The organism is Alkalihalobacillus sp. R86527, assembly GCF_042466185.1.
Taxonomy (GTDB): Bacteria; Bacillota; Bacilli; order Bacillales; family Guptibacillaceae; genus Guptibacillus.
The window spans coordinates 1,152,391-1,173,113 of record NZ_JAXHBW010000001.1 but is presented as its reverse complement, the minus strand read 5'-3'; the positions used below and the strand labels follow the sequence as shown (position 1 = coordinate 1,173,113).

Annotated in this window: 23 protein-coding genes; 5 read left to right on the top strand and 18 right to left on the bottom strand. The window is 39.2% G+C overall.

Features of this window, described 5'->3' with window-relative positions; all coding sequences use genetic code 11:
- Window positions 1-112: 112 nt before the first annotated feature.
- From SJY16_RS05920 to SJY16_RS05910, 3 genes are read right to left on the bottom strand one after another with little or no spacing between them, the layout of a single operon-like run.
- Window positions 113-454, bottom strand: coding sequence for a fluoride efflux transporter FluC (locus SJY16_RS05920; protein ID WP_377888174.1), 342 nt, complete (start codon window positions 452-454; stop codon window positions 113-115).
- 1 nt (window position 455) lies between these two features.
- The gene (crcB, locus tag SJY16_RS05915) at window positions 456-821 is read right to left on the bottom strand and encodes a fluoride efflux transporter CrcB (protein ID WP_377888173.1); all 366 of its coding nucleotides are present in this window, start codon (window positions 819-821) and stop codon (window positions 456-458) included.
- Window positions 822-876: 55 nt separating this feature from the next.
- Window positions 877-1,248 carry a hypothetical protein gene (locus tag SJY16_RS05910; protein ID WP_377888172.1) on the bottom strand — a complete coding sequence of 124 codons (372 nt, stop codon included), beginning with the start codon at window positions 1,246-1,248 and terminating at the stop codon, window positions 877-879.
- A 117-nt stretch (window positions 1,249-1,365) separates the two neighbouring features.
- On the opposite strand from SJY16_RS05910, the gene SJY16_RS05905 reads away from it, so the two are divergent.
- Window positions 1,366-2,712: a cytosine permease gene (locus SJY16_RS05905; protein WP_377888171.1), complete on the top strand. Its 1,347-nt coding sequence runs from the start codon at window positions 1,366-1,368 to the stop codon at window positions 2,710-2,712.
- A gap of 19 nt (window positions 2,713-2,731) precedes the next feature.
- On the opposite strand, the gene SJY16_RS05900 is transcribed toward SJY16_RS05905, so the two are convergent.
- On the bottom strand, window positions 2,732-2,899 hold the full coding sequence (locus tag SJY16_RS05900; protein WP_377888170.1) for a hypothetical protein: 168 nt from the start codon (window positions 2,897-2,899) through the stop codon (window positions 2,732-2,734).
- A 104-nt stretch (window positions 2,900-3,003) separates the two neighbouring features.
- On the opposite strand from SJY16_RS05900, the gene SJY16_RS05895 reads away from it, so the two are divergent.
- A complete protein-coding gene (locus SJY16_RS05895; protein WP_377888169.1) occupies window positions 3,004-3,306 on the top strand; it encodes a hypothetical protein in 303 nt (100 codons plus the stop codon).
- 48 nt (window positions 3,307-3,354) lie between these two features.
- Here the strand turns inward: SJY16_RS05895 and SJY16_RS05890 are convergent, their stop codons facing one another.
- The 9 genes from SJY16_RS05890 to sppA all read right to left on the bottom strand — a co-directional run bounded on the left by SJY16_RS05890 (window position 3,355) and on the right by sppA (window position 10,700).
- Entirely contained in the window at window positions 3,355-3,861 is a 507-nt protein-coding gene (locus SJY16_RS05890; RefSeq protein WP_377888168.1) for a MogA/MoaB family molybdenum cofactor biosynthesis protein, read from the bottom strand.
- Between the two features lies 1 nt (window position 3,862).
- Window positions 3,863-4,711, bottom strand: coding sequence for an EcsC family protein (locus SJY16_RS05885; protein WP_377888166.1), 849 nt, complete (start codon window positions 4,709-4,711; stop codon window positions 3,863-3,865).
- A gap of 119 nt (window positions 4,712-4,830) precedes the next feature.
- Window positions 4,831-6,018 carry an acetate kinase gene (locus tag SJY16_RS05880; RefSeq protein ID WP_377888165.1) on the bottom strand — a complete coding sequence of 396 codons (1,188 nt, stop codon included), beginning with the start codon at window positions 6,016-6,018 and terminating at the stop codon, window positions 4,831-4,833.
- 177 nt (window positions 6,019-6,195) lie between these two features.
- Entirely contained in the window at window positions 6,196-7,188 is a 993-nt protein-coding gene (locus SJY16_RS05875; RefSeq protein ID WP_377888164.1) for a class I SAM-dependent methyltransferase, read from the bottom strand.
- A gap of 148 nt (window positions 7,189-7,336) precedes the next feature.
- The gene (tpx, locus tag SJY16_RS05870; RefSeq protein ID WP_377888163.1) at window positions 7,337-7,834 is read right to left on the bottom strand and encodes a thiol peroxidase; all 498 of its coding nucleotides are present in this window, start codon (window positions 7,832-7,834) and stop codon (window positions 7,337-7,339) included.
- 126 nt (window positions 7,835-7,960) lie between these two features.
- Window positions 7,961-8,500, bottom strand: a complete 540-nt coding sequence (gene ytfJ / locus SJY16_RS05865) for a GerW family sporulation protein (protein WP_377888162.1) — start codon at window positions 8,498-8,500, stop codon at window positions 7,961-7,963.
- Between the two features lie 25 nt (window positions 8,501-8,525).
- Window positions 8,526-9,131, bottom strand: coding sequence for a DUF2953 domain-containing protein (locus tag SJY16_RS05860; RefSeq protein ID WP_377888161.1), 606 nt, complete (start codon window positions 9,129-9,131; stop codon window positions 8,526-8,528).
- 85 nt (window positions 9,132-9,216) lie between these two features.
- A complete protein-coding gene (locus tag SJY16_RS05855; protein WP_377888160.1) occupies window positions 9,217-9,690 on the bottom strand; it encodes an RDD family protein in 474 nt (157 codons plus the stop codon).
- Between the two features lie 14 nt (window positions 9,691-9,704).
- On the bottom strand, window positions 9,705-10,700 hold the full coding sequence (gene sppA, locus SJY16_RS05850; protein ID WP_377888159.1) for a signal peptide peptidase SppA: 996 nt from the start codon (window positions 10,698-10,700) through the stop codon (window positions 9,705-9,707).
- 226 nt (window positions 10,701-10,926) lie between these two features.
- Here sppA and SJY16_RS05845 point away from each other — a divergent pair, with 226 nt between their 5' ends.
- Together SJY16_RS05845 and SJY16_RS05840 are read left to right on the top strand one after the other, a co-directional pair.
- The gene (locus SJY16_RS05845) at window positions 10,927-11,724 is read left to right on the top strand and encodes an NAD kinase (protein ID WP_377888158.1); all 798 of its coding nucleotides are present in this window, start codon (window positions 10,927-10,929) and stop codon (window positions 11,722-11,724) included.
- 123 nt (window positions 11,725-11,847) lie between these two features.
- Window positions 11,848-13,200 (top strand): IS1182 family transposase, encoded by a 1,353-nt coding sequence (locus SJY16_RS05840; protein ID WP_377888055.1) that lies wholly within the window; start codon window positions 11,848-11,850, stop codon window positions 13,198-13,200.
- 137 nt (window positions 13,201-13,337) lie between these two features.
- On the opposite strand, the gene SJY16_RS05835 is transcribed toward SJY16_RS05840, so the two are convergent.
- The gene (locus SJY16_RS05835; protein WP_377888157.1) at window positions 13,338-14,933 is read right to left on the bottom strand and encodes an amidohydrolase; all 1,596 of its coding nucleotides are present in this window, start codon (window positions 14,931-14,933) and stop codon (window positions 13,338-13,340) included.
- A 174-nt stretch (window positions 14,934-15,107) separates the two neighbouring features.
- Between SJY16_RS05835 and SJY16_RS05830 the strand changes: the two genes are divergently transcribed.
- Window positions 15,108-16,175, top strand: coding sequence for an undecaprenyldiphospho-muramoylpentapeptide beta-N-acetylglucosaminyltransferase (locus SJY16_RS05830; protein WP_377892083.1), 1,068 nt, complete (start codon window positions 15,108-15,110; stop codon window positions 16,173-16,175).
- Window positions 16,176-16,266: 91 nt separating this feature from the next.
- On the opposite strand, the gene mbcS is transcribed toward SJY16_RS05830, so the two are convergent.
- The 4 genes from mbcS to SJY16_RS05810 all read right to left on the bottom strand — a co-directional run bounded on the left by mbcS (window position 16,267) and on the right by SJY16_RS05810 (window position 20,617).
- A complete protein-coding gene (gene mbcS / locus SJY16_RS05825; RefSeq protein ID WP_377892081.1) occupies window positions 16,267-17,847 on the bottom strand; it encodes an acyl-CoA synthetase MbcS in 1,581 nt (526 codons plus the stop codon).
- Window positions 17,848-18,001: 154 nt separating this feature from the next.
- Entirely contained in the window at window positions 18,002-18,190 is a 189-nt protein-coding gene (locus SJY16_RS05820; RefSeq protein ID WP_377888156.1) for an alpha/beta-type small acid-soluble spore protein, read from the bottom strand.
- Between the two features lie 88 nt (window positions 18,191-18,278).
- Window positions 18,279-19,481, bottom strand: coding sequence for a tRNA uracil 4-sulfurtransferase ThiI (gene thiI / locus SJY16_RS05815; protein WP_377892079.1), 1,203 nt, complete (start codon window positions 19,479-19,481; stop codon window positions 18,279-18,281).
- On the bottom strand, window positions 19,481-20,617 hold the full coding sequence (locus tag SJY16_RS05810) for a cysteine desulfurase family protein (protein ID WP_377888155.1): 1,137 nt from the start codon (window positions 20,615-20,617) through the stop codon (window positions 19,481-19,483). The genes thiI and SJY16_RS05810 overlap by 1 nt, the downstream gene beginning before the upstream one ends.
- Between the last annotated feature and the right edge of the window lie 106 nt (window positions 20,618-20,723).

Genomic DNA, 20,723 nt, shown 5'->3' with positions numbered 1-20,723 from the left:
CTTTCAACTATAATTGAAGGGTTTTTCTCAAAACCTCTATCATCATAACATTCCGATTACCAATAAGGAACCTTTACTCCAAAAAATCTTGAAACCCTTTTCAAAGCAACTATTATACTACAAGCATATAACCTATTGCCGCCATAAACAACCCGCCACCCGTACTTACTATCATGTAGAACAACGCAAGATATTTATGATTTGAAGAGAGCTCTAAAGTTTCAAATATAAAAGTTGAAAAGGTGGTTAACGCCCCGAGAAAACCAGTAGATACTGCCGGCCCAAAATCACCTGATCCATAAGCCATCCCAAGAAGGAAGCTTCCTAGAAGATTCACTAATAGCGTGGCAAACGGGAAGCGATGTTTCATATTCAACTTATCGAAAAACAGTGATATAGCATATCTCAAAAGCGCTCCTACAGCTCCACCAACTGCGATGAAAACCCACTGCAAACTACTTCCCCCTAACACGTTTTGCAATTATCGTTCCTATCACTGCTGCACTAAACCCTACCAAAACACTGCTAAAACCATAAAGAAAAGCAGACATATACTGACCTGCTTTTAAATAAATAAATAGGTCGAGAGAATATGTAGAGAATGTTGTGAACGATCCCAGAAGACCTGTTGCAATCAGCTTTTTCATCCATGTTGCAAGATGTCTACTCTCGATGTAGCGATAAAAAAAACCTAAGAAAAACGATCCGACGATATTAACGAGCAAAGTTGAAAGAGGTATACCGTTCATTAATGTGCCAACAGTACTTCGAAGCAATGCTCCAAGCGCTCCACCAACTGCTACAGCGAGACTATACTTCATTACATGGCTCCTTTAATCAATCTTTTTTCATCTTATCGGAACCATTCTTTAAAGTCTACTCACTGGCCTTTTTATCCCATACCCAGGTGAAAAGTCTCCCGTTCGCATCCATCCACTTTAATTCAAAGCGATCTGCATCTGAGTATCCATACTGCTTCATTTTGTCCACTAAATCCTCTACTTTCGAAAGCTCCGTAACTTGAAGATAATCATAAAGTGACTTTACATCTTCTTTTGCAGTTGATCCTTTTCTCACTATGTTTCCTCTCTCAACTTCGTATTCATTAGGACTTGAGAATTCCCATTCATTCTCGATCCCATCAGCTACAACTGTACACTTAAACATAAAGCTATTTTGTAACGTTGAAGCTTCAGCATGAAAAGGAACACAAAATAAAATTGCTAGTATTATTCCTACCTTTATCATTCAATCACCTCTTCTTTAGGCTGAGAAAAACCCTTCATAATTATTCCTTTATTTCTAGATTGCAACATCTTCTTTAGCAAATTAAAATAGAGGTAAGCACGTTAAAAAGGAGCCTCCATGAATTCAACTAACAAACCGATTACAAAAATCGAACGATTCGGCCTAGAATCTGTACCCAAAGATTTACGTACAACGTCCTGGTACGAATACGCTATGATTCAAATGACAATCTCTGTTAATGCTGGTAATTTCCTAGTACCAGCACTTGCTGTTCTTGAAGGCGGACTATCTTTTATGTGGGCTGTAATTTCAACTGTATTAGGTGCAATGCTCGCTTTTATATTTGTCTCTTTTCTTTCTTTTCCTGGTGCAAGAAAAGGAATTCCTTCACAATACGCAGTGCGATCTTTTCTAGGACAAAAAGGAGCACAATATTTTGCATCGCCAGTTCGAAGCATTACTTCTCTCTATTGGTTTGCAGTCCAAACAATTGGTGGAACTTATATGGTTGTAGAGTTAATCAAACGCGCCTTCTCAATCACACTACCGTTTCTCCCAGTATCACTTCTATTAGCAACCTTAATGGCTACACTTGCATTAGTAGGATTTAATGCCGTAAAAAAAGCCACCGTTTTTTTACTGCCTTTGCTGTTTGCAGGTACTGTCTCAATGATGATTGTATTCTTCACTTCAAGCATTAATGGCAACACGTTTCCTTCAATCATATCAAGCACTGAAGCCCCTGGGTACACAACGTTTTTCTTCTATGCAAGCCTTGCCTTTGTACAATATGTATCAGGAGTGAGTAGTTCTTCCGATATGGCAAGATATGCCCGCTCAACAAAACACGCGTTTTTCGGGTTGTTTTTAGGGAATTCTTTCGGATTTCTTTTTACTGCAATCCTAGGCGCTTATACAGCTTCTGTAGCAGCATCATGGAACCCATTTTTAATAACAAGCCGCTATACTGACTCTACCGTATTGCTGACCTTTATCTTTATTGCAGCTCTCTGTTCGATGTTCACAATCAATATTAGCAATGCTTATACAGGAGGATATAGCCTCCTTAACACGTTTCCTTCTTTAGGAAGAGTGAAGAGCGCTATTATTCTCGGATGCTTTGCTATTATGCTGAGTGGTTTCCCGGCACTCGTTAATGAAGCAGATCAATTTATTTCATTGCTTGGGGCTTTTGTTATCCCATTATCAGCTATTATCATTACTGATTTCATCATCATAAAAAAAACACGCTTCACTTCCGAACTGTACTCTAAGATGAATAGCAGGCAGAATGTAATCAACTACGCTGGATTTATAGCAATCGTTTCCGGAATGTGTTTTTACCTACTCTTACCCGTTTCATTTTCGCCAGGATTCTTATCGTTTTTATTCACTTCTATCCTTTACCTAGTCATTAAGAAAATAAAAGTCCCCTCTATAAAAAGCAAGAAAGTTCATGTTTAAAACATGAACTTTCTGAATCCTAATAGTAGCTCTTACGATCTTGTTTAGGGGGAAACTTTTTCTTCTTTTCTTGCTTTACTACCTCTTCTTGATCAATCACACCGCTTTGATATGATTCACTTAATTGTTGATGGACTGCCATTTCACCACTCTCATCATAAAACAATTCATCTTTATTCTTATTCAACTCAGAAAACCTCCTGTCGATTCAGTCTTGCCCTTATAGTGTTCCCTAACCACTTTTAAATATTGAAGGAAGAAGCCTTTACCAATTCATTAGGAGGGAAGAAAATGTTCACATTTTATCGAGACGACCGTTTACAAATCGATATCCCTGTTCTTGAACTTTTTTGGGAAGACCTTAGCCTAGATAAGCAAGAAGAACTACTACACAGATGGGAACAGATAAGAAGCACTATCCCTGATCGAATCATTGAACTTGAGAAGATTATCATGGATAAACAATTTCAATTAAGCGATGAAGAAAACTTTGAAAACTCATGTTATTTGAATTCACAAATTGCTGAACTTGCTTCAATCATTAATGATTTATGGCTCTGGTACAGAAAGAGTTTGTTGATCACTTCTCGGTAAACAAAAGGCTGCTGAGATTACCCAGCAGCCTTTTGATATACAACTTTGTCACTTATTGATCTCTCGAACGACGTGAGGTAATTCAGGCAAGATCAGTCTCGACATACCTAGTTTAACCGCTCCTGAAGAACCTGGTAACGCAAAAATAGCTGTATTCTCCAATACTCCACCAACAGCGCGCGATAACATTGCTGGTGATCCGATATCCTCTGTAAAGCTTAACATCCGAAAAAGCTCTCCAAACCCAGTTAGCTCCTTTTCAAGCATGCTTTCGATCACTTCATATGTAACATCTCTTTTTGAGATTCCTGTTCCCCCATTGAGTAAAATTGCATCGACCTCTCTATTAGCAACGCCTTGTTGTACCGTGTTTTTGATCGTTTCTTGATCATCTTTAATAACAATACGCTCACTAATTTGGTGGTTATTGTCAGCTAGCAACTCGGATATAAGCATCCCGCTTTTATCCGTTTCAAGCGTTCTCGTGTCACTTACAGTTATAATTTGGACTCGAACGCTAGAAGGAGCCGCACCCTTATGTTCCATATAACTCATTTCAAACACCTCGCTTCGATTGAAGCTCCATCAAGAATCGTTTCTGATAAAACTTATGAGCTGCTTCGCTCACCGATCTAGTAAACCTATAATTCAAGCTAGCTCCAATAGCAATACCAAACAATGGAATACCCTGGATAATCTTCTTTCTTAACATCATTAATACTGTGCCCTTCACCATTTGTTTCATAGGACCCTGTAACCAATTTAAATCAGCTATCTCCTCACTTCCTTCATAAAAGTAAGGATGTTCATGTCCTTTTGATATTTCTTCTTCGAGAGCTACCCACCCTTGCTTTTGAAGACCTTTTGGTAACGTTGCCATATGGAATACTTTTAAAGCAATCATCATTTCAGACGGGTAACTAACTGGATAACCATATGTCATAGCAATTAATTGAACGGTACGTAAATTAATTGCCAAAACAGCTGGTATATCAAGGCCAAGTAAAAGTAAACTTCCAGTACCGGCTAAACCACCTTGAGCGAGAGAGACCATTTTTTGGCGAGCAACTTGTTGATCAGCTATGTAAGCAAGTTGATCGACTGATAATTTCTTCATATCTTGTATTTGTTCAATTTCAGGGTTAAATAACCGTGCGTCGGTTAATAATCGATTGCTTGCATCAACTTGAGACTGGGAATTTTGGATAAATGCATGCATATGAAATAATGCAGAATCGATAATGGAATACATCTTATTTCTTGTTGACGAATCAACAGTGTTGATTTGGTATTCGTACCACTTTTGAAAAGTACGCTCAATATCAGTAGCATGCTGAGCAAAATGTTCTTGCTCCCACTGTTTAATTTCTTCCAGTCTTCTTTCTTCACGTTCCGTCCATACCAAACACAATCGCTCCCCTCAGTTGCTATTATGTCTATATTGTAGCTTTTTCCGGGTGAAACTTCCAATATTACTGAAAAAGATAAGAAAAGAGCACCTGATAGTCAGATGCTCTTGATTTCTTATTTTGAAAGACGAACCGTGTCTCTCGCAATAACAACTTCTTCATTTGTAGGGATGATAATAACTTTAACCGGAGAATGCGGATAGCTAATGAACGCTTCTTTTCCTCTAACTTTGTTAAGAGCAGGATCCCAATAAACACCCATGAACTCTAGTCCTCGAAGAACTCTCGCACGAACAGTATCACTATTTTCTCCGATACCTGCTGTGAATATTATTGCATCTAGGCCTGACATGCGCGCAGCATAAGAACCGATGTATTTATGAATTCTTGATGTAAACACTTCTAGAGCAAGTTCAGCACGTTCGTTCCCAGCTTCAGCTTCAGTAGTAATGTCACGAAGATCACTAGAAAATCCGGATACTCCTAGAAGTCCACTTTTCTTATTCAACGTATTCAGTACTTCTTCAGCATTTTGACCTGTTTTCTCCATAATAAATGGAATTAAAGCAGGGTCAATGTTCCCTGAACGAGTTCCCATTGTAACACCAGCTAGTGGAGTAAAGCCCATAGATGTGTCGATTGAATCCCCACCTTCAATAGCAGCAATAGAAGCGCCATTTCCAAGATGACAAGAAAGAAGTCGAAGCTCCTCTAAGGGACGTCCTAATAGTTCAGCCGCACGTTCGGAAACATACTTATGTGATGTACCATGAAATCCGTATTTACGAATTCCGAAATCCTCATAGTACTCATAAGGAAGGCTATATAAGAAAGATTGCTCTGGCATAGATTGGTGGAAAGCAGTATCAAATACCGCAACTGCTGGAACCTCAGGCAGAATTTCTTGGAATGCACGGATTCCAACTAAGTTTGCAGGGTTGTGTAAAGGAGCTAATTCTGATACTTCTTCAATACCTTGAAGTACTTCGTCAGTAATCAAAGCAGAATCATTAAATTTCTCTCCTCCGTGCACGACTCTGTGACCAACACCTTCAATTTCTTCGTAAGAAGAGATGATGGAGTGTTCGAATAATTTCTCCAAAAGCATTTTTACTGCGACCCCATGATCGGGAATGTCAGTAATGTCTTTATCTTTTTCACCGTTCACTTCAATTGTAAAAATGGCGTCATCAAGTCCGATACGTTCTACAATTCCTTTAGTGATAACAGTTTCTTCCGGCATATTTAAAAGTTGAAATTTTAAAGAAGAACTACCGGCGTTGATAGCTATTACTTTCGCCATATGTGACAGCTCCTTTTATACTGTAATTAGCGTACTACACGAAAATAGAAGGGGGTTACCCTTCTATCTTTTCACACCTTTCTTATTTAAACACCCTGAATAACTTTATTCAAGATGAAAACCGCTTACATAAAAGTATTCCGCCAATTCAGATTTGTAAACGTTTCATAACTGATATTAAGAAAGCTGTTGAAACCATCCATTTATTTGTTGCATCATGTTCATCATTGCTTCTCTATTCGAAAATGATGGAAGCTTTGCCATCATAACCTGTTTAGGTTTTAAGGCTTTATCTCCCTTTTTCTGAACGACAAGAATACTTTTGGCTTGCGCTTCATTTGCAAAGAGACTCGTTGGTAGCTGAATAATTCCGTGAATGTGTGAGCGTTCATTGATTAAATTTTGGATGCGGTGGCCTTTTTCATCATTAAACAAGAAGTTAGGAATCATGAAGAATAACATCCCTGATTCCTCAGTCATATTAAGACTCTGTTCAATTAACAAGTGATGAACGTAAGACATTCCTTCATCAGCTTTTAGAGTATAATTCGCTGCAACTTCCTCGTGAGGATAATAACCTACAGGTAGATCCGTAACGACTGTATTAACTTGCGGAACATACAAATCCTTAATGCTGTCTTGATGTAGAAATTCAACTTGATGCTTTTGTAAGTTTGCATTGATAAATCCAATGTGTAGTAACAAGTCATCTGCATCAGCTCCATACGAAAGAACCTTTTCTCCTTTCAACTGATTTAAAACAGCAGTTAAGAGATTTCCAGTTCCAACTGCAGGGTCAAGAATTTTGACCTCTTCAAGCTGTAAAACTTCTTTGTATTTATTCACAAGAAAACCAATTAGATGAGCTACGCTATCAGGTGTCATCGCGTGATGAGGTTGAATTCCTTTCTTCATCCCTTTTAATATAGCAAGCTGAATACCTTTTCGAACCGTTTCTTTATCTGCTTCTTCTAAAGTAAGTGGTTCATATAGTTTCTCTAGACGTGTGATTGTTTCAGCATCTAATTCTTCCTGAAGCACGGATTCTTCAAATATGTTTAATCCCGTTTCTACAAGTGCTTCTAAATATGTCATGTTCAATTTATTTTGAATGACCAACGTCGATTCATCGAGTGTGCTAAATAAGTTTTCTACAGTTAATTCGTTCATTTTTTTGGCCTCCTGCCTATTAGTTCGCCGACTCTATTGTAAACAGTAAGGAACTGTTTCGCAAATGTCATAGTTGTTGAGATTAAAAACGAATGAAGGTCTTACCTAAAAAAGGACTCCGATGCTTATCATCGAAGTCCTTTCCAAGTTAGTCGGCTTGTTTTGCAGCCTCTAGTGCTTTTTCGTAATCTGGATGATCCGTTGCTTCACTAACGTACTCTGTGTAAACAACTTCATTCTTACTATTTACAACGAATACCGCTCTTGTAAGCAAGCGAAGCTCTTGAATCGCAACACCATAACCTTTACCGAACGATAAATCACGATGATCGGAAAGTGTAATTGCATCTTCAATTCCTGCAGCTCCACACCAGCGCTTTTGAGCAAATGGGAGGTCGGCACTAATCGTTAATACTGATACATTTTCAAGCCCTGCAGCCTGTTCATTGAATTTACGAGTTTGAGCATCGCAAACCCCAGTATCAAGTGATGGAACAACACTGATAAGGCGTACACCAAAATAATCTTCAAGAGTTTTCTCTGAAAGATCATTTGCAAGCACAGTAAAATCAGGTGCTTTGTCACCTTGTTTTACTTCTTCACCAAGAAGTGTCATTGGCGTTCCTTTAAATGTAATATTAGCCATGTTAAAACCTCCTTTATTAGTTGGTCGTATGTACGACTATTTTCATCATATCTATGACACGGTATTATTTCAAGGAATGTGATGTGCTAACTAAGACACAAATAAAACCCGGTAAATATACCGGGTTTAGAATCCGAGATCCTGTTTTTCATCATTTTGTTGTTGACCTCTTTGTGAGCGATACTTACTTTGTGAATGATTTCTTGATTGGGAATGCTCTGATTGATTGTTTTGACCATTCTTATGATCATCTTTTCCAGATCCATGATTACCCATGTTCTGAAGCATACTTTGGATCTTTTCTATTGCTTGAGGTGCAAGATCCAATAGCCGTTCGTAAAGATGAGTTGTGTTATCAAGATGAATCATTTTAATATCACTTCCGCTTACAATCAAAAAGGCAATAGGCGTGATCGACACCCCTCCACCACTTCCTCCACCAAAAGGTTCTCCCTTGCTTTGGTCTTTCTGTGAAGATTGAGATTGGGATTTGAGCGTAAATTCACTACCACCTGCTGCAAAACCAAAGCCTACTTTCGAAACAGTTAATATTACACTACCATCGGGAGTTTCTACCGGGTCGCCAATGATCGTATTAACATCGATCATATCTTTCAAATTTTCCATTGCTGTCTGCATTAATCCTTCTATCGGATGCCCAGCCATATTAATGCCTCCTTCGCTTAAACCGTTAAGCCTCTTGAAGCTTTTTTTGAGACTTCAATAATTTAATTACCGCGATCATAGCATGCCCCAGTTTGAAAGATATCATGCATCTTATATAGGTCTGGATCGTTTTCATTTCATATATTGGTGTAACGATCAGCTGAGGAACAGCTAACAAATTCGTGTAGTGGGAAAGAATGCCAAACAGCGCTATTTTTGTATTTAGAAGGACATCTGCTCCAACTGCTGTCGTTGCTGCGTTCCCTATCCCAATATTTGTTTCCCATTGCACGGTCTTAAAAGTTGTTTTCCTGAGCATAAACGAAGCAGCGGGCTTCGCTTCAATACCTCTTCTAATCCATTTCTTTGTATTTTTAATGCCCTTTAGAGGAGAGAAGTTTTTCTTCTCTTTGACTTTTTCTTTCAAATCTTCTTCTTTTTGTTCAAGAAGATCTATTAACGGGATGGTTGCAGTATGGGAAATAAGCCCAAATAATGCTGAAAGATCAACAACTACTTCCTCCACTGCTCTAGAATGCTCAATCATCACCGTTACTTTCACTGTAGAAAATAAGATAAGCATGACCAAAAACAGAAGTAGCAATAATACGATGCTGACTGCGATAAACATGTTCGCTCCTCCACCCTCTTAGCTTGCAAAAAGAAAATAACTATAGAATAAACCTGCCCAAACGGGGCAGGTTTATTCAATAAAGCTATTTTTCTTCATGAATAACGATTGTATCTGCGAAGATGTCATGAAGACCTTTCTTTTGCTTAGTAAAGCCCACCATGATATACCCAACAAATAAGATGGTCTTACTAATAAATCTACCGATTCCTTCTCTAAAAATAACTGTACCCCATGTTAAATCGTTTGTTCCTTCTTTTCTCACGACTAAACCAAAGAGCATCTTTCCGAGAGTTTGCGAAAGAAATTTCGTCATCAAAATAAAATATGCGTAGAAGACGATACCCGTTAACACCCCTTGTAATGGCAGAAACCCCGGCTCTCCTGGTGGAATCTCTAGCCATTTAACGAAGGGAGTGATAAGAATGCCATTTAAGCTCGCAATTACAATCACGTCAACTAAATATGCCCAAAAACGCATCCAGAAACCTGCATATCTTATATTTGTTTCCTCAGAAGATGCTGGAGGGGCAGTATGTAAGTGCATCGTTTCATCCATTTCTGCCTACCTCCTTATTCAGAATATAAATACATGAGCTTTGGTGATGGCGGAGTTGATAGTAACTGCTGGATACCTAGCAAATCTTTTTCCGGTCCCATTAGTTTAGCCGCCGTCATCTCAAACAAAGAATTAAAGCCAAAACTCTGTTTATACTGAACGACTTTAAGTTTGCTATCTCCAAGGTCTTTCCTCATACCTGTTATTGTATCTTCAAGATTTCCTAATCCATCAACTAGGTTTACGTCTTTCGCTTGCCTTCCGTCATATATTCTACCATCAGCAAGTTCCCTTACTTGGTTCTCATCCATATCTCTTCCTTCGCTAATTACTCGAACGAATTCGTCATATGAATTGTCGATCATTGATTGTAGAATGTCACGTTCCTCTTCTGTCATTTCACGATTTGGAGACATGATATCTTTATAAGGACCGCTTTTGATTGTCTCCCATTTTACGCCTACTTTTTCAGCGAGTTCCGAATAATTCATCGATTGCATGATTACACCGATCGAACCAGTTATGGTAGAGGGGCTCGCATAAATTTTATCTGCAGGTGCTGATATGTAGTAACCGGCAGAAGCTGCCATGCTCCCCATTGACACGTAAATTGGCTTTTCGGTTTTCTCTTTTAATTCAAGAATTTCGTTATAGATTTCATCACTTTCCACCACTCCACCACCAGGAGTATTAAGCCTCAGAATAATACCTTTTACGTTTTTGTCTTCACCGGCGTGCTCTAATCTCTTTAGAAACACATCATGGTTGTAACCTGCCTGAGGCAAAATGCTTGAGCCTTGTGGAGTATCTTGAATAACTCCTTCTACATTTAAAACAACAATCTTATTCAGACTCTTGCCCTCTTCAATAACAGTTTCCGCAAATTCATCCGAAGAGTTCAATTCTTCTTGCCAATTTCCAAAGGCAAGACTTGAAACAACATTGAATCCTATCGAAACAATAATTAGTACAACTGCAATGCCAAGTGCTAGCCATCTTTTTCCATTCATAGTAAACCTCCTCTGTATTCTACCTTATGTACGTCGTTGCCCGTCTATTTGTTTCATAATTTCGAGAATATCATACAGAATAAGGAACTGCACGACTTTTGATACCATTGTATGAATTTTGTGGTAAAGAAAAATCTAAGCAATGATTAAAACACTTAATTTTTTCTTTTTTCTAAATTGAGAGAATGATAAAGTTAAGAGGAAAATCGTTGGAGGAGGAATCCACATGCCAAACCGTCGTAATTTATTTTTCTTCTATAAAGAAACAGAAGAACTTCGAAACAAAGTGGAACCATTAAAAGAACTTGCAGGTAAATATGATTTCCACGTCGTTGAAGATCCAAAAGAGGCTAGTATTATCGCAAGTATTGGAGGCGATGGGTCTTTTCTTCAAGCTGTGAGGAAAACAGGTTTTCGTGAAGACTGTCTGTACGTTGGAATCTCCACTGGAGAGCTAGGTTTTTATTGTGATTTCCACATAGATAATCTGCCAGAAATGGTTGAAAACACGCTATCTGAAGGTATTGAAGTTCGCCGTTATCCTACAATTGAAGTTAATGTGAATGAAGAATCTTCTTTCTTTTGTTTAAATGAATGTACTATTCGATCATCTATTATTAAAACACTTGTTATGAATGTTCATGTAGAAGATTTTCATTTTGAAACATTCAGGGGCGATGGTTTAATCGTTTCAACTCCTACAGGTAGCACAGCGTATAGTAAGTCAGTAAACGGAGCAGTAGTCGATCCTAAGCTTGCTTGTATGCAGGTTAGTGAGATTGCTTCTCTCAACAATAATCACTATAGAACGCTCGGCTCCCCGTTCCTATTAAGCGAAGAGCGAACGCTCTCACTTGAAGTAGTCCAAGATGGTAACGATTATCCGATTATCGGAATAGACAACGAAGCATTAAGTATTCAACATGCAAAGAAACTCACCATTCGTATCCCAGAAAAGCGGATTAAAACCGTAAAATTAAAGGACAACTCTTTTTGGCACAAAGTACAAAGAAGTTTCCTCTAAAAAAGCACCGCATATGCGGTGCTTCCAGGTTGTCGAGAAAGTCTCGACAACCTATTTTTTTTGCCTTTTTTTATTTCACCCTTTTGTTAAGCTAGAGATAGATTCTTTTTAGGCGGTGATGTAATGTTTCAATCTAAGAAAGATCGGCAGAATGAATTAGAAATGGTAACGATTGATGAACTTGTCCCTGATAACCACTTATTACGTAAGATCGACCACTACATAGATTTCTCCTTTATCCCTGAAAAAGTCCGTCCTTATTATTGTGAAGACAACGGCCGTCCATCCCTTGATCCCCTAGTATTATTTAAGATGATGTTTATTGGATATATTTACGGCATTCGCTCTGAACGCGAATTAGAGCGTCAAATTCAAACGAATGTCGCGTACCGGTGGTTCCTCGGATTGAATTTAACCGACGCCGTACCCCATCACTCTACGATCAGCTGGAATCGCAGAATGCGTTTTAATGAAACAGATATTTTCCAAGAGGTTTTTGATGAGGTCGTCCACCAGGCTATGAACCATCGAATGGTGTCAGGACGAGTTCTCTACACCGATTCCACACATCTAAAAGCGAGCGCGAATAAGAAAAAGTTCTCCAGGAAAGACGTTCATGTAGAAACGGCCGACTATATAGATGAACTCAATGAAGCAGTGGAACAGGACAGGTCTGATCATGGAAAAAAGCCTCTAAAAGAAAAGAAGGAGGTGAATAAGACGAAGGAAATCAAAGTCAGTCATACTGATCCTGAGAGTGGTTATTTATATCGAGAACATAAACCTGAAGGTTTCTTTTACTTAGATCATCGCACCACAGATATGAAATTCAACATCATTACCGACGTCCATATTACTCCAGGTAATATTCACGACTCCAAACCTTATTTACAACGGTTAGACCGCCAGGTAAAACGCTTCGGTTTTAAAGTAGAAGCAGTCGGTCTAGATGCAGGATACTTAACAGCCCCTATTTGTCACGGACTCGAACAACGAAACGTATTTGGCGTTATCGCTCATCGTCGCTACCAAAGTAAAAAAGGATTTCTTCCGAAATGGAAATACAAATATGATGAAAACCTCGATCGATATGTTTGTCCTCAGGGTGAGGCACTGGCGTACGCGACGACGGACCGAGAAGGGTATCGTCACTATAAGTCGGACCCCACGAAATGTAAGACTTGTCCTCTTCTGGCACATTGCACTGAGAACCAGAAGCACCAGAAAACCATCACACGCCATGTGTGGGAAGGGGCAAAAGAAAAGGTTCGTCAGAACCGACTTTCCAATGAGGGAAAGTGGATTTATCGCATGAGAAAAGAGAAGGTTGAGCGTAGCTTCGCAGATTCAAAAGAACTGCATGGGCTGCGTTATTGTCGCTTGCGTGGAAAACAAAAAGTAAGAGAACAAGCGTTACTGACTGCCGCCTGTCAGAATATGAAGAAGATTGCCCTTCACTTAGACCGGGTGAGCTAGGTGAAGGAGAGTTTTTTTCATAGTACTAACATTAAAATTTAAAAAAACGACCTCAAAATACAAACCAACAAAAAAAGCTTGTAGAAGAACCTGGGGTTCCTCTACAAGCTGAAAGCACCGCATATGCGGTGCTTCTTTTAATCTAAATCGCGATATTGAATGGTTTCATCGATGACTGTCATGACTGCTTTTGTCTTAAGAAGAAGGTCAGCATCACATGTGAAGATATCACGGTTTAGCACTGTGAAATCTGCATCCATACCTACTTTGATTTCACCACGTTCTTTTTCTTTACCAATTGCAAATGCGCTTCCTTTTGTGAACAAGCATACAGCTTCATACACGGAAAGCTTTTGCTCGGGATAGTATCCGTTATGGGTGTCATTTGGACGCTTTCGCGTTACGGCAGCATGTATGCCTAAAAGAGGATCAACAGGCTCTATCGGGGCATCTGAGCCCCCTGCAACCGCTATATTACTATCGATTAACGTCTTCCATGCAAAAGACCACTCCATCCGTTCTTCACCCAACCGCTCCATCACCCACGGGAAATCGGAAGCAACAAACCTTGGTTGGATATCTAATATAACTGGAATTTGTTTTAGTCTGTTGACCAAATCCTGGTTTATGACTTGAGTATGAATTAATCGATCTCTAAGCCCTTGATACGGTGGGTATTTCTCTATCGCCTCAATCGCATATTTCAAAGCTAGGTCGCCGATAACATGAATGGCTACTGGCATATGATGCGTTCTTGCCTTTTGAACAAGTTTCTCCAAGCCCTCTACACTATGGATGGCAACACCAGACGTATCCGGTGAGTCATTGTATGGGAGGCTTAGTAAGGCTGTACGACCACCTAACGCACCATCAGCAAACAATTTCATCGCACCTAACTCGACGTATTCTGTCCCGTCTCCAAACCCAAGCCCCTGCTTTCTCATCTCTTCGATGACTTCATGGTGCACGAGTAAATTTGCTCGGAACTTACGCGTACCATTGATAACATTTAGAAACGTTTTGTATGTACGAGTAAAGCCACCATAATAATTTAAATCTTCACTATGACCGCCTGTTACACCTTTGGATACAAGATCGTCAACGGAAGACGTTAGCGCTTTCTCTAGGAAAGAAAGGCTTACTTCTGGCATAGCATCTTTCACTAGCTCTTGAGCCTTATCAAGAAGGTAACCAGTCGCTCGACCATCATTGTCCCTCATGATAACACCACCCTCAGGGTCAGAGGTTTGATCGGAAATACCTGCTAGGTTCATTGCAATCGAATTCGCAAGTATGGCATGTCGACATACTCTCGTAAGCATCATAGGGTTATTAGGTGCAATGCGATCTAATTCATCTCTATGAAAGATTTTTCGATCGCTAAAGTTATTCTCGTTCCACCCTTCTCCAATGATCCACTCGTCAGGAGCTGACTCACTTGCTTTTTGGATAAGCAATCGTTTCATCTCTTCCGCAGATTCAACTTGAGACAAATCAAGACGAAGGAGCTTCTCACCATGACCGATCATATGAAGATGACTATCTACAAAGCCTGGAATCATAACATTTCCTTTTAAATCATGCCAGGAATGGATGTCTTCCCCAAATTCGTTGGTAAGCTCTGAGAAGGCTCCCGTTTTTACGACCTGGCCACCTTCTGTATAAACAGCTTCAACTGTATCTACCTCATTGATGAGGGTGTAGATCTTTCCACCAAACCAAAGCTTCCCCACTGAAATTCTTCCCTTCTTTATGTAAGATAACAATTGTGCATTAATTGTATCATTCCACTCCTATACTGTGAATCTTCTGGATTTTCATACTCTACTCTTTGTATGAATTTTTCTCATGATACAATAAGGAGTACGATTATGCTTAAGAACAATTGTGAAAGTGAGGGCAACACTTTGAAGAAGAAAATCTTATTTACCGGCGGAGGCTCTGCAGGTCACGTTACGGTAAACTTGGCATTAATTCCTCGTTTTCTTAAGGAAAATTGGGATGTTCATTATATTGGGTCTATAAATGGTATAGAACGTGAGCTAATTGAACCGGTGACTGGCGTAACCTATCATCATGTGGCGACAGGAAAGTTGCGACGCTATTTTGATTGGAAGAACTTTAAAGATCCTTTCAAAGTAGTTAAAGGAGTAGGAGAAGCATTCGCTATTATCAAGCGAGAAAAACCATCTATTATTTTTTCAAAAGGTGGATTTGTTTCAGTCCCAGTTGTAATCGCCGCTAAGTTGAACAGAGTACCTGTAATTATTCATGAATCCGACCTAACACCTGGGCTCGCAAACAAAATAGCAATTCCTTTTGCATCGAAGGTATGTACCACTTTTCCAGAAACAGTTAATCATCTACCAGAGAGCAAAGCCGAGTATATCGGAGCCGTTGTTAGAGATGAGTTAAAACAAGGCAAAAGGGATGCAGGATTATCATTTGCTGGTTTTGATGGTAGAAAGCCTGTCATGTTAATCATGGGAGGAAGCCTCGGAGCGAAGAAAATTAATGAAGCAGTTAGAAGTAAGCTCGATGATTTACTTCGTACATTCGATATTATTCATCTTTCAGGAAAAGGACAGGTAGATGATTCGATCCAAAAAAAGGGATATAAACAATATGAGTATGTCTCTGACGAACTACCTGATTTGTTGAAAATGGCAGATTTGATTATTTCGCGAGCGGGGTCCAATTCGATCTTTGAGTTTCTAGCACTAAAGAAACCTATGTTACTAATCCCACTATCAAGAGCAGCTAGCCGAGGCGACCAAATACTAAACGCACAATCATTTCAAAAGTCTGGCTATGCGAATGTACTCCTTGAAGAGGACCTAACACCTAAATCATTTATGACAGCTGTTGAAGAAACATATTCAAACAAAAATAAATACATCATCGCAATGGAAGAAGATAACGCCGGCGATCAAGCAAGCAAAATTGAACAATTGATTAAATCTAACGCTAAATAAAAAAGGGACTTTAAAGACGAACCACCCTTTTCCATCATAATGAATCCTATCTCAAAAATCGAAGAGGACCTATAGGTCCTCTTCGTTAACGTTATACGCTTTGTTTTTCTTTCTGGCGCAGTTCAATCCTACGTATTTTTCCTGACGTTGTTTTTGGAAGTTCTTCAATGAATTCGATTTGACGTGGATATTTATAAGGAGCTGTTAAGTCCTTTACGTGCTGTTGAAGCGTTTGAACAAGCTCATCTCCAGCCTGTGTATTGTCTTTCAGAACGATATAAGCTTTAACAATATTACCACGTATTTCGTCTGGACTTGCGACCACCGCACATTCTCTAACAGCTGGATGCTTCACAAGAGCATCTTCAACTTCGAACGGCCCAATTGTATAACCAGAGCTAATGATGATGTCATCTCCTCTTCCTTCGAACCAGAAGTAGCCATCTTCGTCCTTTGAAGCTTTATCACCCGTAAGGTAGTATTCGCCTCTAAATGCCATTTGCGTCCGCTCTTCGTCTTTGTAATACCGTTTAAATAAAGCTGGCACATCTTTGTGAACGGCTATATCACCAACTTCTCCTACTTGAACTGGGTTTCCATCTTCATTAATGATTTCAACTTGATTCCCTGGAGTCGGTTTACCCATTGAACCAGCTTTCACTTCCATCCCTTTAAGAATACCAACAAGTAGAGTATTCTCTGTTTGTCCATATCCATCTCGCACATCGATGTCAAAACATCTTCTGAATGTGTCGATCACTTCTCGGTTGAGTGGTTCCCCAGCTGATACTGCACTTCTTAATGCAGGTAGATTGTATTTCTCTAACTCATCGACTTTTGCCATTAAACGATATTCAGTCGGAGTACAACAGAGAACATTAATCTCATATTCACTTAGGAAATTCAAATACGTCTCTGGCTCAAATTTACCGCTATATAAGAACCCAGTAGCTCCACTACACAACGTCGCAACAAACGGGCTCCAAATCCACTTCTGCCAACCAGGACCAGCAGTTGCCCAAACGTTATCTCCTTCTTGAATATCAAGCCACGACTTTGAAGAAGTTCTCAGGTGTGCATAGGCCCAACCGTGGCTATGTACAACACCCTTTGGATTTCCTGTGGTTCCAGATGTATAGGATAGAAAGGCCATATCGTCACGTGCAGTCTTAGCAGCTTCAAAAGAAGCGCTTTCATTTTGCGAAGCGTTTAGAAGCGAAGTCCAACCGTTCACCTCTTGACCGACTGTAAATTTCAACTTAAGTGACGGAGCTTCTTTCTCAATGCCCTCGAAAGCTTTATAAAGATTTGAATCACATATTACCGCCTTTGCTTCAGCATGATTAATACGATAGACTAAGTCTTTTTGACGTAACATTTCAGATGAAGGGATAACGACAAGTCCCGCTTTCAAACAAGCAATATATACAGCATACGTATCGATCTGTCTTGGCATCATGATTAATACGCGGTCCTGGCTAGTGAGACCTTGAGTGGTTAATGCACTAGCAATTCTATTTGCTTTTTCAATTAGTTTTTTATATGTAATTTCATGATACTCTCCTTCATCACTTCGCCACCTTAAGGCAAGCTTTGAATCATCTGATGAAAATTTCTCAATATCACTTGTAAGGTTGTAAATTTCTGGTGCGATTAAGTTATGCAAACTTATTCCTCCTTTAATATCAATAGTTCCATTATACACAAAAGTTTAAAGGTTTTGAATATTTACAACGATCTTTCTATATGCTTCCAGATAGCCCGCTCAACCATAAAGAAAAAACGGAAGAAGCATTGTGCTTCTTCCGTTAGCCAGTTATATGAAATTATTTACCAGTGTATTGCTGTTCTGATTGTTGAACAAGACGCTTTGTAATCTCACCACCAACAGATCCGTTCTGACGAGAAGAGCTGTCTGGTCCAAGGTTTACACCAAATTCAGAAGCAATTTCATACTTCATTTGATCAAGAGCTTGCTTTACTCCAGGTACGATAAGTTTGTTTGTATTTGCCAAGGTAATTCACCTCCTTGACACTATCCTGTGATAGAAAAGGGGGTGCTATCCTCATTAAGTTATGGTAGTAACGCTAAAAGCTGGAAATCTACAGAAGGTCGTTGAACTCATCTTCTTTTTCTTTAATGATGATGGTTTCAACTCCTGCAACGGCTTCTTCTACTAATTCATCCACAGGCATGTACTTCTCAAATTTATTTGCATGCTCTCGTTTAGGTCTTGTTTTAGGTGCCTCTGGTAAAAAGACAGTACAACAATCCTCATACGGCCGGATTGAAATATCATAGGTATCAATTGCTCTGGAAATATCCATAATTTCAATTTTATCCATTGAAATTAATGGACGGAGAACGGGATAATTTGTCACTTCATTAATCGTATTCATACTTTGAATTGTCTGACTCGCTACTTGACCGAGGCTCTCCCCGGTCGTAATAGCTAAAGCCCCTGTTTGTTCAGCGATTCTTTCAGTAATACGCATCATCATTCTTCTCATGATCGTCATGCTATAGTTATCTGGCATTTCTTTATGAATCATTTTTTGTATGTTAGTGAAAGGTACGATATGAAGGCGTATATCTCCACCATATTGAGCAAGAACCCTTGTAAGGTCTTCCACTTTTTGTCTAGATCGTTCACTCGTGAAAGGAGGACTATGGAAATGGACAGCCTCTACCTTCACGCCTCTTTTCATCGTTAGGTAACCGGCTACAGGACTGTCGATTCCACCAGATAACATAAGCATCACTTTGTTATCTTGATTCGTAGGCAGACCTCCAGCACCTTCTGAATGGTCACAGCTAATAAATGCACCATCGCTTTTAATTTCAACTCGTAGTTCACTATCAGGATTGTGTACATCTACTGTTAAATCTTCCGTGTTGCGAAGGACGTACCCTCCAATTTCCCTATTCATGTCTTGAGAGCGATGAGGAAACTGCTTATACGGTCGCTTAACAGTTACTTTAAATGTTTTGATTCCATTCATTTGTTGATTACGGATAAGTTCTAACGACTTTTCTTTAATTTCTTCAAGATCATGGTCAGCCCTTATAGCTACACTTAGCTTGTGAATACCAAAAACGGTTTTAAGCTTTGCTAAAACAGGCTCAGGCTCATGACCATTAAGTTTAATTACCATTCTGTCAAATGATTGCGTTACAATGAGATCTTGAAAATCTGTAGTGACTTTTTTAACTCGCTTCTTAAGAGAATTAACAAAGCCTTTTCTATTTTTACCTTTTAATGCAATTTCTCCATATCTAAGAATTATATGATCATACATTACTATTACCTCATTACTTGTTTTAGTTTATGAATTGCCTTTTTTAACTCGACAAGAAAAACATCACTATCTTTCTCGGTTGTTTGAAAAGATAAACTAATGCGAATTGCTGATTGTGCTCTTGCATTAGATACACCGAGTGCGGTTAGGACGTGACTCGGCTCTGCGGTTCTAGAGGAACATGCAGAGCGTGTGGAGACGAATATATCTTTTTCTTCTAGAGCGTGTATCAATACTTCTGGTTTTATGCCTGGTACTGAGAAATTAATAATGTGAGGTGCGCTATTTCTTGGGGTGTTAATAACCACCTCATTAATTGCTCCAATCTCGTTGAGCAGCTTCGTTTTCAAATAATTTATTTTCTCACTATTAGATTGAGCCTGTTGTAAATACAATCTGAGCGCTTTTGCAGTTGCTACAATTCCTGGAACATTCTCCGTACCTGAACGCACTTCACTTTCTTGTCCCCCACCTGAAAGAAGAGGAAATAAAGAAACATTTCTTCGTTTATACAACACCCCATTACCTTTCAACCCATGAAATTTATGTGCTGAATAAGAGATGAGATCTGCTGTACCATGACTCTTTAATGGAACCTTGCCAATTCCCTGAACATCATCTACATGGAACAATGCGCGAGAGTTCTCTTTAATTACCATTCCTAGTTCTTTTATCGGTTGAACCGAACCAACCTCATTGTTAACGTGCATGAGGGAAACAAGGATCGTCTCTTTGGTAAGTGCATCAGCAAGATCATCTTTAGAGACGTGACCATCACTTCCAACAGGGAGATACGTAACATGAAAACCCATTTTTTCAAGTTGGCGAAACGACTCCATACTAGAAGCATGTTCTATTTGTGATGTGATCAAGTGCTTTCCACGGTTCATATGCTCGAATGCCGCACCCTTGATCGCTAGATTATTACTCTCAGTCCCACCTGATGTGAAAACTATCTCATCAGAATCAACATGAAGCAATGACGCAATACTTTCTCTTGCCTGTCTTACTAATCGTTCCACTTCTCCACCTTTTCTATGGAGAGATGAAGGATTTGCATAAAAATCATGCGCAGTTTTCTTGAAAGCTTCGATAACTTCATTATAGGGTTGTGTTGTGGCACTATTATCCAGATAAATCATATTTTGACACCCTCAGTCGTTATTAATTTCCAACTAATAATCTTACCATAGGCTAAACCATTAGCCAAACAAATTTCAGTTTAATTATTGTATTATTTTTCAGAAT